Raw genomic sequence first — 12,756 nt, forward strand, 5'->3', positions numbered from 1 at the left:
CCTCACCCTCCGGCGGCCGGACCGGTCCGTGGTGCGGTGACGAGGTGGGCTCCGACCCGCTTGACCATCAGGGTCATCTCGTACGCGACCTGGCCCACGTCCGAGTCGGAGTCGGCCAGCACGGCGAGACAGCTGCCGTCGCCGGCGGCGGTGACGAAGAGGAAGGCCTCGTCGAGTTCCACGACGGTCTGGCGGACCTGCCCGGCGTCGAAGTGGCGGCCGACGCCCTTGGCAAGGCTGTGGAAGCCGGAGGCGACGGCCGCGAGATGCTCGCTGTCCTCGCGGGTCAGTTCCCGGGACGTGCCGGTGGCGAGGCCGTCGCTGGAGAGCACGAGGGCCTTGCGGATACTGGCGACGCGGTCGACCAGTTCGTCCAGGAGCCAGTTGAGTCCGCCCGAGCGCTGGGCTCCGAGCTGGGCGCCGTGTGCGTCGGTTGCTGCGGCGTGCGGTGCGGTCATCGACCGTCCCCCTCCGATGTCGATCCGTCCGATGTCGATCCTGGTGCCGACCGGCCGTCGCCGGTGGCTGGGTCACTGCCTGGTTCGGCCGCGGCGTCCTCCGCGTTGCGGCGGCGGCCGCGCTGCCAGCCGCGCTGCATGGACGCCATGCGGTCGCGGACTTCGTCCGCGTCCCGCTCCGGCTCACTGCGTGGGACCGGGGCGGCCGTCTGCTCGCCGTCGGCGTCGGCCGACGCCCTGAGCTGGGGCGCGAGGCTGGCCTGCCGGACCCGGCGGGGCAGGCCCTCGAGCGGCTGCTGCGGCGTGCCGTCCGGCCCGGGCACGTCGCGCCTCGGCCGTACGGGCTGCGGCGGTCGAGTGTCCTGGCGCGGTGCCGATTCCTGCGAGGGTTCCTGCACGGGCTGCACGGGCGGGGGGCCGGACAGCGGCCTCGGTTTCGCGCGGTCGCGGCGGTCCTCCGGGAACGGCGTGGGCGCGGCCGTGAGCGGCGGCCGGGCGAACGGCGTCGGATCCACGGCCCGTCCGGGCTCCTGGGCCGGGTGATGACGTCCGGCCGCACCGCGCTCGTCGACCCGCCGGCCGTGGTCGGCGACGAGCGTCGGGGGCCTGCGTCGCGGCAGGGGCACGGGCCCGACGCGGTGCTCGCCGGGCTGCTCCCGCGCCTGCTGGTGCTGCTCGCCGGGCGCGTCCCCGTGGCGTCGGCGGGGGCGGAAGACGCCGCCCCGCTCGCTCTCGGTGCCCTCCAGGTCGGCGAGGCGGCCGGGGTCCGTGGGCAGAGGTCGGTTGTCGCCGAGCACCGAGCGGTCGCGCTCGTCGAGGCCCAACGCGCCGATCGGCGCCTCCAGTTCGACGGGTCCGTCGAGGAGGGCGGAGCCGACCAGGCCGGTCGGCACCTGGGACAGGGCAGCCTGCTTGCCGTCGCCGCGCCGTCCGGCCGCGCTGTCGCTCTTCCGGTCGAGACGGAATCCTGTGCCCTGCGTCTCCGGCGCCTCCGTGAGCAGGGCCGCCGGTATGAAGACCACGGCGGTCGTGCCGCCGTACGGGGACTGCTGGAGCGAGACACGGACGTTCTGGCGCTGGGCGAGGCGGCTGACGACGAAGAGGCCGAGCCGGTCGGTGTCGGAGAGCTCGAACTCGGGGGTCTCCGCGAGGCGCAGGTTGGCGTCGAGGAGCGCGTCTGCGGCCATGCCGAGACCGCGGTCGTGGATCTCGAGGGTGAAGCCGTTGGCGACCCGTTCGCCGAGGACCTGCACGCCGGTGTGCGGAGGTGAGAACACCGTCGCGTTCTCGAGGAGTTCGGCGATGAGATGGGTGAGGTCGGCGACCGCGGGCCCGCCGACGCCGATCCGCGGCAGCCTGCGCACCTCGATGCGCTCGTAGTCCTCGACCTCGGCCACGGCGGCCCGGACGACGTCCATCAGCTGGATGGGCTTGCGCCACTGCCTCGACGGGGCGGCCCCGGAGAGGATAACCAGGCCCTCCGCGTGGCGCCGCATGCGGGTGGTGAGGTGGTCGAGGCGGAACAGGTCGGCCAGTTCCTCCGTGTCCTCGGTGCGCCGCTCCATCTGGTCGAGGAGGGAGAGTTGGCGGTGCAGCAGCACCTGGTTGCGGCGGGCGAGGTTCACGAACACCTCGGAGACCCCGCGCCGCATCTCGGCCTGGCGGACGGCGGCCTCGACGGCTGCCCGCTGGAGGGTGTTCAGCGCCTGACCGGCCTGGCCGATCTCGTCCTTGTCGTACTCGAGGCGCGGCGCCTCCGTCTCGACATCGACGTGTTCGCCGGCGGCGAGGCGCCGCATCACGCTGGGCAGCCGTACGCCGGAGACCTCGTGGGCATCCTTGCGCAGCCGGGACAGGTCGCGGACCAGGTCGCGGCCGATCCGTACGGAGACGATCACGGAGACGAGCAGGGCCAGGAACCCGAGGACGCCTGCCACTCCGGCCAGGAGAAGAACCCGGTACGCGGCGGGTTCGACCCGGTCCTCGTAGCGGTCGCCGGCGTCGGCGGCCTCACGGTCGAGCTGGTCGAGGACGGGGGTGGCGGCCTGCTGCCAGCGTTCGGCGTCGGACGCGGGCAGCTTGTCGGCCGGCCCTGCAGCGATGATGCGTTCCTCGGTGTCGCGCAGGGGCGCGGTCTCGGGGCTGCTCCAGTACTGCTCGAAGGTGTCCCGTTCCCGGGAGGGCAGCATCTCGAGGTTCGACGCGTAATAGACCTTCCGGTGCGCGGCATGGTCGGCGAGCCGGCGGATCTCCTGTGCCGTCACCTTCCGGGCGGTCAGCGACGAGGCGATCAGGGCGTCTTCACGGGAGAGCATCTCGCGGGCGCGGGAGAGTCCGACCAGCGCACGGCCCTGGCGTTCCATCTCGACGTCGTCGAAGGCGTGCAGGGTCAGCAGGAAGCTGTGCGAGGGGTCGACGAGCCGGTTGTAGAACTCGAGGGCGTCCGCGCGGCTGACGGTGTTGGTGTCCACGGACCGGCGCAGGGCTCCGATGCCCTCGAAGGCGTCGAGGAGCGACTCCAGTTGCTGCGCCGACTCGGAGGACATGTCGTCGCGAGCGGACGGCTGCTCCGCGTTCCGCCGGAGCGTGGCGAGGGCACTGTCGGTGGCCGCGCGGCGCGTGCGCAGCACCGGCTGCGCGTCGGCGGCACGCCGGTCCGCGAGGTAGATCAGTGTCTGCCTGCGTTCCTTCTGGACGACGTCGATCGTGTCCAGGACGGGCTTGCCAACCTGCTCCGCGACGGAGCTGGCGTCGAGCAGCTGGTTCGCCTCCCGACCGGTCAGTACGGTCGCGAAGCCCCACAGGGCCGTGAGGGAGACGAGAGGGACGAGCAGCAACGCCACGATCTTCCGGCGGATGGACTTCCCGCGAAAGCGCATGGCCTCCCCCTGCTCGACTCCGCACGGTGCGGGTGGTGTTCCGACAGCAAACGGCGTGAGCCTACTACTGTCATACAACCAACTCGAAGAGACGTCCGGATGGTTTTCGGCCTCCGCACCATCGTTCGATCATGGGATGTCCTGGTATTCGGGGAGTTGGCATTCTGCGCCTTGCCGCGCGACAGCTGCGGCATGTCACTTTTCGGACCAGGGCAGATGGCTGGAACTCTTCGCTCCCTGGGAATCATCCGGCCTGCTCGTTCGTCGTTCTGTGCAGGGGTGTTGAGGGGTTCGCAGTCGCCACGCGCATGGAATTCAGCCGTTGCGGCGGGGGGTCGAGCGGCGGGTCCTGTGGCGGTTGTGCGGCTGCTGTGCGGGCAGCCGGAGTAAGGAAACCGAATCCGGGAAGCCACCGTCAGGTCGGACAGAGGTGGGGAGTGACAGAAACCATGGACACGGACGAGCGCCGCTACGCGGCGCCGACGGCGGACGACGCGCATGTGCTGCGGCAGCTCTGGGTCGAGGAGCCGGTGGCAAGACGGCGCATGGCCGACCCAGTCCGTACGGCGGCGGTCCGCGCGGTGATCATCGCGTCGCTGACGATGATCCAGGCGATGGCGGCGTTCCTCTTCACGCTCACTGGGGCCTGGCTGGCGTTTCCGCTGGTGCTCAGCAGCATTGTCAGCACGATTGCCGCCACGTGGGCGGTACTCGACGTGTGGGTGACCCGCCAGGTGTGGAACCAGCGGAACGGCGTGGTTTCCGCGCCCAGCAGCACCGCGCGCCACCTGCGCCGCGAGCGCCGTCACGCCCGCCGGACGGCCCGCGCCGCAGCCCGCGAGACCTCGCACATACGGCGGCGCGGCACCGGAAACCTCTCCCGGGCGTAGGGCCGCCCCTTTCGGACCTGCCAGGCCTGCCTGCCCTTCCGTCGGTCCGGGCCTGCCTGCCCTTCCGTGGGGACCGGCTCGCCTGCCCTGTATGCCCGACCTGCCCGCGCCGACGGGACGGCGCGGGCAGGGGCGAGCGGGTACGGCGCTACTCCTGCGGGCCCGCCGCCGACTGTGCCGGCGTCTGGGTCGGCTCCCCGGTCGGCTGCGCGGGCAGCGAGGCGCGCTTGAACATACGGGTCGCGGTGATCTCTCCGTGCACGGTCTCCCCCGTCGAATCCACCTGCGGCAGGCCGGGACGCAGATGCTCCTCGACGCTGATGTACTTCAGCCCTGCCCGCAGGTCGGCGTCGTTGCGCAGCCGAATCACCAGGGGGAACTCCGCGAGGGCCGTCGTGTCGAACAGGCCGGTGGTGTAGAGCAGTTGAACACCGAGCGCGTCGGAGACCGCCCGCTGGAGCTCCAGCAGATAGGTGGCGTTGGCGCGGCCGATGGGGTTGTCGAGGAACAGAGTGCCCGCGTGCCGGTGCTTGTCCCTGCCACGGTCGTTGCTGCGCAGCGCGGCCATCGTGCAGTACAGGGCGATGGCGGCGGTGAGCAGCTGGCCCCCGGAGAACACGTCGCCCATCTGACCGACCGGCACACGCTCGGCACGCAGCACCGCGTCGGGCTTCAGGATCTCCACGGCCACGCCCTTGGGCTGCAGCGCCGCCTGAACCCCGCGGAGCAGGAGCGACATGCCGTCGCGCCGCCCCTCGCCGTACGCGGCCGACGCGTTCTTCTTCACCGCGGCACGGGTCGCCTCGTCGATGACCTCGCCCAGCCGCTCCGCGAGCGTCGCCTGGTCCGGCTCCTCGAACCTGATCCGCAGGAACTCCTGTCCCGACCACTCGCCGAGCCCTTCGGGCAGCCGGGAGAGCCGTTGGGCGGAGCGGAGCGTGGCCAGCGCCGACTCCACAAGGCCGCGCAGCCGGTCGACGATGGTGTCGCGGTTGCGCTCGAGCTGTTCCAGCTCGTCGGTGAGCACTCGTAGCCGGGGCGCGAACGCCTCCGCCCACTTCGCCGCGTGCTCGGGCAGCGCGGCGGCGGGCAGTTCCCGGATCTGCTGGCGGGCCGGGGTGCGGACCTGCTCGTAACGGGTGGAGTTGGCGTGCCGGACGAGTACGTCGCTCGCCTCGCGCACAGCCGACTCGGCCGCGGACAGGTCGGTCGCGCAGCCGCGCAACGCGCGGCGGGTCTCCGCCGCGGAGTGCCGGGCCTCCTCCAGGGTGCCCGGGTACGGCTCCGGTGCGTCCGGCGTCTCGTCCTCGTGGTGGTGGTCGCGCAGCAGGTCGCTCAGGAGTGCGGCCGTCTCCTCGAAGCCGCCGACGGCGTCCTCCGCGGACCGGTGGGCATGGAGCAGACCGGCGTGCGCGGCGCGTGCCGTCTCCAAGGCGTCCGTGCAGGCGGCGAGTTCGCCGGTGGCCGTACGCAGCAGGGCCTGGGCGTGCTCGGCATCAGCGGGGACGAGGTCGTCGGGCAGGTCGGTGTGGGCCTCGCCTTCGGCGGGGGCGAGGCGCTCGGCCTCGCCGCGCAGCCGGCCGAGCTTCTCGCTCGCCTCCGAGGCACGCGACTCCAGCATCTGCACCAGGGACTCGGCCCGTGCGGCGGCGGCCTGGCGGGAGGGGCCGTCGGCGCCGTCGGTTCCCTCCAGGAGCTGTGCGGCGCGGGTGCGGACCTTGTTGGTGAGCCGGTCGAGTTCCGCGAGGGCGGCGCTCTCGTCGCTCTCGGCACGGGCCTGCTCCGCGCGCAGATCCGCGCCGACGCCGACCTTCTCGTAGAGCTGGGAGGCCGCGCGGTACGCCTCCCGCAGGGTGGGCAGCGCGGGGCAGGGCGTCGTCCCGTCATCTTCCGGCAGGTTCTCGGGCGCTCCGGCGATCTCGGCACGCTCTGCCAGCAGCGCACGGGCGGTGCGGCGGGCGTCGTCCCCCGCGCGCTGCGCGGCGCGGCGGTCCTCGTCGGCGGCCTTCGCGCGCTCCAGGCAGGTCGCGGCGCGGGTCTCGGAGTCGGCGGCCTCGTCGGCGAGTTCACGGAGTTTCACCTGCCAGCCCGCCCGTTCGCGCAGCCGGAAGGCGAGGCCTGCGAGCGCGTCCGCGGCCCGGCGTGCCCGTTGGGCGGCGTCCTGCCGCTCGTCGTGCACACGGGCGGCGTCGGACGCCGCCTCCTCGGCTTCGGCGCGTGCGGTGCGGGCCTCTGCGAGCGTTTCCTGCGCTTCTTCCGCCGCTGCGCGGGCCGTACGGGCGCCTTCGGCCAGCTCGGCGAGCATGCCGGGCGGGCAGTCCGTGCGCCACGCGCCGAGGCGCGCGGCGATGGCCCGGTCGGCGGTGAGGCGGGCGGCGAGCGTCCGGATGTCCTCGTCCCGTGCCGTCGCCCTGGCGCGCAGCGCCTGGCGCTCCTCGTCGGCGGCATGTTCGTCGTGCATCGCCGGGTTCGGCGGCACGAGGAACACGTCCCCGTCGTCGTCGGTCCTCGGCCCCGGGACGGGGGCGAGCAGTGCGGCGGCGGTCCCGACGGCCACGGCGGACCGGGGCAGCAGAGCCGCGCCGGCGAGAACCTCGCGGGCGCGGGCGTGCGAATCCGGGTCCGTGATCACCACACCGTCGACGAGCTCGGGTCGCGCGGCCAGGACGGCGGCGTGGTCGGCGGGGTCGACGGACTGTGCGAGGTAGCGCCAGCCGGGCAGGGCGGGGATGCCGTGCTCGCCCAGATGTTCAACGGTGGCGAGGACGTCGGGGCCCGGCGGCAGCAGCCCGCCGTCGCCGAGCGCGCCGAGGATGCGGGCGTCGTCGGCGGCGGCGGTGCGCAGGTCGAACAGCTGTCGTTCCGCGGAGGCGACGGACTGTTCGAGCAGTTCGCGCAGTTCGTCGGCGAATCCGTCGAGCTCCTCGACGGTGAGGGGCCCTTCCCCGGTCCGGCGGGTCGGGACGAGGCGGCCGTCGCGGCGTCGGTGGGCAGCGCTTTCGGCGGCGAGCGTTGCGTGCGAGGCCGCGGTGCCGTCGCCCTCGCCGTGGGTTGCCGGTGCGGCCTGGCCGGTGCCGAGCGGGTCGGGGGTGCGCGGCGACGGCACCAGGGAGTTCGTGGTGGCGGGCGCGAGGCTCAGCAGGTCCGTCAGACGTTCGTCTTCGGCGATGGACTCTGCGGCGCGGCGCTCTGCCGCGTAGGCGTTCTCCGCCGCCTGTGCCGCGTCCGCCGCCCGGGCGGCGGCGAGTTCCGCGCGGCTCTCCGCGGCCGCCGCCTCCTTTGCGCGCTCCGCCGTGGAGCGGGCGGCCTCGCGGGCCTCGTCCCAGGCGGCGACGGTCGTCTTCTCCGCGTCGCTCGCGGCCAGCGCGGCACGGGCCGGGTCGGCGTCGGGGGCGGTGTCGTCGAGCCATCCGGCCCGCACCGCCTCCGCCGTCTCCTGCTCGACCTCGGTCAGCCGCTGGCGGAGGTGGCCGATCTCGCTGCGGGCGCGCTGCGCCTCCCTCGCGGCGGCAGTGGCGTCCCGGTGGGCGGCCTCGCCCGCCTCCTGCAGGGCGCGGGAACGCTCCTCCTCCTCGTTGGCGATGCGTTCGCCGTTCTCCGCCGCCGTGTTCAGAGCGCGGACGAGGTCGCCGGCGGCCTTGGCCCGCGCGGCGAGCGCGGGGGCGGCGTCCCGCTCCGCCTCCCGGATCGCCGCGGCGACACGAGCGGAACGGTCGGCGGCCGCCCGGTGCCGCAGTACCGCCTCCGCCGCTTGCCACGCCGAGTGCAGGGTGCGCGCGTCGATGAGTTCCCGGCGCTGCGCGGCGGCGCCCTTCTCAGCGGCCGCGAGGGCCAGGGACGCGTGGCGGAACGCCAGTTCGGCGGCGACCAGCGAGCTGCGGTTGCGTGTCTCCTCGGCTGCGGTCACCGTGTGCGCGGCGGCGGTGACCTGCTGGGCGAGCTCCGCAGTACGGGTCCGCTCCTGCGCGGCACGGGCGGAGAGGCGCCGCGCCAGGGTGCGGGTGCGTCGCTCCGCGCCGGCGTGGATGTCGCGCGCCCTGGTGCGGGTGTCGGCGGCCTCGACGATGCGGCCGAGCAGGTCGACGGAGCCTGCGGTGAAGTCCCGTTCCGCGGTGAGCTCCGCGCGCCGGCCCAGCTTGTTGCCGAATCCGCTGACCAGGTCGGCAAGCCCGTCCGTGTCGCGGGTGTCGGTGACGGCGCGCAGCAGGAGGTCGGTGAAGTCGGAGTCCTTCTTGACGGCGAACAGGCCGGCCGCCTCGCCCTCGTCGGCGTTCATCTCCCGCTGGTAGCGGAACAGTTCGGGGTCGAGGCCGAGGTCGCCGAGGTGCTCGTTCCAGCGGTCGTGGATCTCCTCCCAGTACACGTCGAGATGCGGATACGCCTTGCCGGCCTCGGTGATGGCGTCGCGGAAGCCCTTCATCGTGCGGCGGCGGCCCTGAGCGCCCGACGCGCCTTCGACGGGGGGACGGACGGCGGTGGACTCCGCGACCGGCAGCGAGTCGAGCCCGAGTCCGGGGCCGGGACGGAAGGAGTACCAGGCCTCCGCGAACTTCCGCGGGTCGTTGGACACCTGACGTCCCCGCCACTCGCTGACCTTGCCGACGACGACCAGCTCGCCGGTCAAGGTGTGCTGCCACTCGAGCGCCACGTGCCCGCAGTCGTCGGCGAGCAGGAATTTGCGCAGCACGCCCGAGCTGGCTCCGCCGAGCGTGTTGCGGTGGCCGGGCAGCATCACGGAGAAGATCAGTTTGAGCAGGACCGACTTGCCGCCGCCGTTCTCGAGGAAGAGCACGCCCGCGGGCGCCGGGCGGCGCGGCGGGCCGACCGGCTCCTCCTCGAAGAACTCCGCCTGCATAGGGGCGGGGTCGGGCACGGGCTCGCCGACTCCGCGCAGGTCGAGCACGGTGTCGGCGTAGCGCGCACCGGCAGGACCGATGGAGTAGAGGCGGACCCGGGACAACTCGTACATGGCGGGGGACTCTCGGTTTGGTCGATGTGTTCGTCTGAACGGTTACGCGGCGGCGGGCAGCAGTCGGGCGGGGACGAGCACGCCCTACGCGTGGAAGGGCAGTCCGGCGTCGGCCGCCACGTCGAGGTCGTCGCCGTCGGGCGGTGCCACGAGCGTGGCGGAACCGTCGCTGACGGGGACGACGCCCAGTTCCAGCAGCTCGGCCATCGCTGCGTTGCCCGCCATGTCGCGAACCTGCAGCTGATAGCGGGCCGTGGTGCGGAAGGCGCCCCCGGCGTCGTCACCGGTCCGCTGCAGGAAGCCGGAGTCGGTGAGGAAGGCGACGGCCTTGCCGACGATGCCGGTCGTCGATCCCGCCAGGCGGCGAGCGTCCTTGGTGGCGCCGGTGGCGCTGCGACGGGCGTAGACCCGCCAGGCGGCCTCCAGACCCGGGGCCTCGCTGGCCGGGTCGGTGTTCTCGCCCTTCTCGTCGGCGCGCTCTTCGAGGCGCCGGCACGCCTGGCGCACGAAGGCGTCCACGCCGTTGATGGTGATCCGGCCGATGTATCCGTCGTCGGCGAGGTCCTCCGGGCGGGGGAAGGCCATGGCGGCGACGGCGAGGTGGGCCAGGCCGTGCAGGAAGCGGTCGGCGGAGTCGGCGGAGGCCCGGCGGGCGTAGTCGCCCATCCGGACCGCGAAGACGGAGTCCTCGCCGGCGGTGACGGCCATGCCGGCCCGGGGAGACACCTCCAGCACGACGAGGCCGAGGCCGGTCGCGACGGCGTCGGCGACGCGTGCGAAGGCGGTGTCCCCACGGTAGCGGCGCAGTAGTTCGGCGTACTCCGCGTCGCGGGCCGGCAGCAGCTTGGGCTGGAGCCCGAAGGAGACGAGGCGCGCGGCGTCGGCGGCGTCGGCGGGGGTCACCCCTGGGGCGGTGATGGCGGCCGCGGAGATCGGTCCGGTCGGAGGGCCTGGAGGGGCGACCGGGTCGCTCCACGCGGCGGGAGCCTCGACGTGGGGGTCGCTCACGGGGGTGCTCCTAGGGCTGGGTTTGACGGGGGAGATGGGTGGTCGAGGTGTCTACGGGGCGGTGGCGGTGGGGGCGGCACGCCGTTCCCCTAACCGCCCTGTCCGGAAACCGGGCTCCGCGCGGACCGTGGTACGGCGCTTCGCACGGTCTCCTCAAGCGCCGGACTGGCTGCGGTCGCCGTCGTACGAGGCCCCGGGCGCTCGGCCCACGGCCTCGTCACGCCCCCTCCGCACGCGCCGCCGCCATGCCCACCGCGTCCAGCAGCGCCGTACCCACGATCAGGTCCGCGCCGCCGAACTCCGGGTCGTCCAGCTGCGTACCGTCGTCCACGGCGAACAGCAGTCGCTGCTCGCCCTGGCGGTACGCGGTGCCGACCGGAGGGCTCGCCGCGTGGACGGCCAGCAACGCGACCAGATACGGAAGGTCGGGGTCCCGGCGGCGTGCCTCCACCAGCAGGCCGGAGAGCCGGCGCGGCGCGTCGTGCTCCAGGTCCAGCAGCTCCCTGGCGCTCGCGAGCTGCTCCTCGCTGAAGCGGCTGTCGTCGGGGGTGGCGATCAGGTCGGGCTCCGGCATCTCCGCACCGAGGTGCTCGCGCTCCATCGGCGGGGTCAGAAGCAGGTCGACGAGGTCGCCGACGCGGACGGAGGGCGGTGTCCGCAGGCCGGTCCCGCGTGCGAAGAAGGCGTCGGTGACGTGGATCGCCGACTCGACGGGCAGCGGCAGCAGTGGTGCCACCAGTTGTCCGTACAGGTCGAGCCCGGTCCGGGCGGTGGGCCGGGCGAAGGCCTGCCGGTCCTGTTCGGCCCGGAACAGCGGGCCGGCCTCCAGAAGGCGGGACTGGAGCTGGGTGTGCCGGCGGATGCAGTCCTTGACTATGTCGACGAGCTCGGCGGCGCGGCGCTTGTGCTCGGGGTCCTCGGCTTCGTCACGGGCCTTGCGGATGTTGGTGAGGATCGCGTTCTCGTGGCGGTACCGGTCGGCGACATGGTCGAGGGCCTCGGCGATCATGTCGGGGACGTCGTTCAGCCAGTCCACAGCCCGGACGTTGCGTCGTGTGGCCTCGAGCGTCCTGCGGAGTACCTCCGAGTACTGCACGGTCCGGTAGCGGGCCTGTTCGGCGGCGAGTTGCGCGTCGGCGAGACGGCCGCGGCTGATGAGGACCTCGAGCTTCACCTCGGCCGCGATCTGCGCGCTGGTGACGTCGGTGTCGAGCGCACCGACCAGGACGTTGACCGCTTCGTCGGTGGTGCGCAGATAGACGGTGCCGCCGTGGCCGGGCACTTCCTCGATGAGCTTGAAGTCGTAGTCGCGGCGGGTGTAGACGCCGTCGGTGCCGAACGTGCCGTAGACGGCGCGGAAGCCGCGGTCCACGCTGCCGACGTTGATCAGGTTCTCCAGCACCCAGCGCGCCACGCGCTCGTGCTCGGCCACGGGCCGTCGTGGCGCCTGGGCGGCCACCCGCGGGAGGAGGCGCGCCACTATCTGATCGTGATCGGCGCCGGTGTCGAAGTCCATGTTGAGCGTGACGAGATCGATCGCGGCGAGGGCGACCTCTGCCATGGCGTAGACCGAATACTCGCCCGCGAGATTCGCCTTGCGGGCGTCGAGATCGTGCAGCGGCGCGGTGCACGCGAGCGCACGGAGCCGCCGCGCGAGCCCTTCGTCGGCGGCCGGGCCCTGCGCGGGTCGCGGCCCCGCGCTGAGCTGGGGCGGAACGAGGTCCGTCGAGGCTGGCGAAGTCACGGTGCACAGATTAGGTCCTCGCACCGACAACGGTCGAAACGGCGCAGAGCACCCTCATCGCGCAGGTGCGGTCAGGCGTCCGGCAGGAGCCTCGCGTATCTGCTGACCAATTGCGCGCGGGAGTCGTCCAGGTACGCGTCCAGGAGCTGTCGTGCCTCGCTCCGCCTGCCCGCGCGCAGCGTTTCGAGGATCTCGCGATTGCGGACGAGGTAGGGCTGGTGCAGTTGCTGCGGGTCGTCCACGACGTGGAAGGCAAGGCGCAGCTCGGCGAGGACGCTGCGCATCAGTTCGTCGGTCCGTGCGCTGCCGGCGAGGGCGACGAGTTCGCGGTGGAAGTGGATGTTGGCCGTGGAGACGCCCTTCCAGTCCCGCTCGTGTGCGGCGCGTTCTCCTCCGGCGACCGCGGTGTCCAATTTGTCCAGCGTGTACGGCGGTTCGCCCAACCGGTCCACCACGGCGCATTCGACCAGTCGCCTGGTGCGGTAGATGTCCTCGACGTCCTGGACGGCCAGCATGCGCACGAAGACGCCGCGGTTGAGCTCATGGACGAGCAGCCGCTCGTGGGTGAGCAGCCGGAACGCCTCGCGCAGAGTGTTGCGCGAGACACCGAGGGCCCTGCCGATGCTGTCCTCCGACAACCGCTCGCCGGGAGGAAAGTAGCCCTCGGCAATGCGGGTGCGCAGGATGTCCGCGACTCGTTCGGCCGTGCTGGTGCGCCCCAACAGCGGGCGGTCGTCCGCCAGCCCCCCGGCCCTGGGCTCCGTCGTCCCCACAACGCCCCTCTCTCCGCCGCCGGACGTCCGCGCCG

The 12,756-nt window shown here is 73.2% G+C and carries 7 protein-coding genes; 1 reads left to right on the top strand and 6 read right to left on the bottom strand.

Features of this window, described 5'->3' with window-relative positions; translation table 11 throughout:
• Positions 1–2: 2 nt before the first annotated feature.
• Positions 3–458 (bottom strand): roadblock/LC7 domain-containing protein, encoded by a 456-nt coding sequence (locus ACIQ7Q_RS27930; RefSeq protein ID WP_403867801.1) that lies wholly within the window; start codon positions 456–458, stop codon positions 3–5.
• Positions 455–3,337: a nitrate- and nitrite sensing domain-containing protein gene (locus ACIQ7Q_RS27935; RefSeq protein ID WP_403867804.1), complete on the bottom strand. Its 2,883-nt coding sequence runs from the start codon at positions 3,335–3,337 to the stop codon at positions 455–457. Before ACIQ7Q_RS27935 ends, ACIQ7Q_RS27930 begins: the two co-directional genes overlap by 4 nt.
• 449 nt (positions 3,338–3,786) lie before the next feature.
• Here ACIQ7Q_RS27935 and ACIQ7Q_RS27940 point away from each other — a divergent pair, with 449 nt between their 5' ends.
• Complete coding sequence (locus ACIQ7Q_RS27940) at positions 3,787–4,227, top strand: hypothetical protein (protein WP_403867806.1); 441 nt, start codon at positions 3,787–3,789, stop codon at positions 4,225–4,227.
• A 148-nt stretch (positions 4,228–4,375) separates the two neighbouring features.
• Here ACIQ7Q_RS27940 and ACIQ7Q_RS27945 read toward each other — a convergent pair whose 3' ends face one another.
• The 4 genes from ACIQ7Q_RS27945 to ACIQ7Q_RS27960 form a co-directional block, all read right to left on the bottom strand.
• Positions 4,376–9,196: a hypothetical protein gene (locus ACIQ7Q_RS27945; RefSeq protein WP_403867809.1), complete on the bottom strand. Its 4,821-nt coding sequence runs from the start codon at positions 9,194–9,196 to the stop codon at positions 4,376–4,378.
• 84 nt (positions 9,197–9,280) lie between these two features.
• Positions 9,281–10,204 (bottom strand): hypothetical protein, encoded by a 924-nt coding sequence (locus ACIQ7Q_RS27950; RefSeq protein WP_403867812.1) that lies wholly within the window; start codon positions 10,202–10,204, stop codon positions 9,281–9,283.
• A 217-nt stretch (positions 10,205–10,421) separates the two neighbouring features.
• Positions 10,422–11,948 carry a hypothetical protein gene (locus ACIQ7Q_RS27955; protein ID WP_403867815.1) on the bottom strand — a complete coding sequence of 509 codons (1,527 nt, stop codon included), beginning with the start codon at positions 11,946–11,948 and terminating at the stop codon, positions 10,422–10,424.
• 71 nt (positions 11,949–12,019) lie between these two features.
• Positions 12,020–12,721, bottom strand: a complete 702-nt coding sequence (locus ACIQ7Q_RS27960) for a GntR family transcriptional regulator (protein ID WP_403867818.1) — start codon at positions 12,719–12,721, stop codon at positions 12,020–12,022.
• Between the last annotated feature and the right edge of the window lie 35 nt (positions 12,722–12,756).

The organism is Streptomyces sp. NPDC096176, from assembly GCF_044763255.1.
Lineage (GTDB): Bacteria > Actinomycetota > Actinomycetes > Streptomycetales > Streptomycetaceae > Streptomyces.